Annotated in this window: 1 protein-coding gene; it reads right to left on the minus strand. The window is 72.9% G+C overall.

Annotated elements, in window-relative coordinates:
* Nucleotides 1-225: transposase domain-containing protein (locus AC2CHE_RS27040; protein WP_484507637.1), on the minus strand; the 225-nt coding region annotated here is incomplete at both ends.

The raw sequence follows: 225 nt of genomic DNA on the forward strand, positions 1-225 counted from the left end.
TGGGTGATCGTGCGGTAGATCAGTCGGGACCGCTGGCCGGGCCGGTAACAGGTCAGCCCGGCGATCGAGACGCGGCCGGAGCCCTTGCCCGACACCGGGACCACGGGGGTGCGCCCGCGTCGTCCCCAGGTGCGTGCCTTCGGTGGGCGCAGCGTCTGACCGGCCTCGTCTTCGAAGACCAGCCACGCCTGCCGCTGCGCCGCTACCGTTTTCCCGCCGGCCACG

The organism is Micromonospora sp. ATLC16, assembly GCF_057196645.1.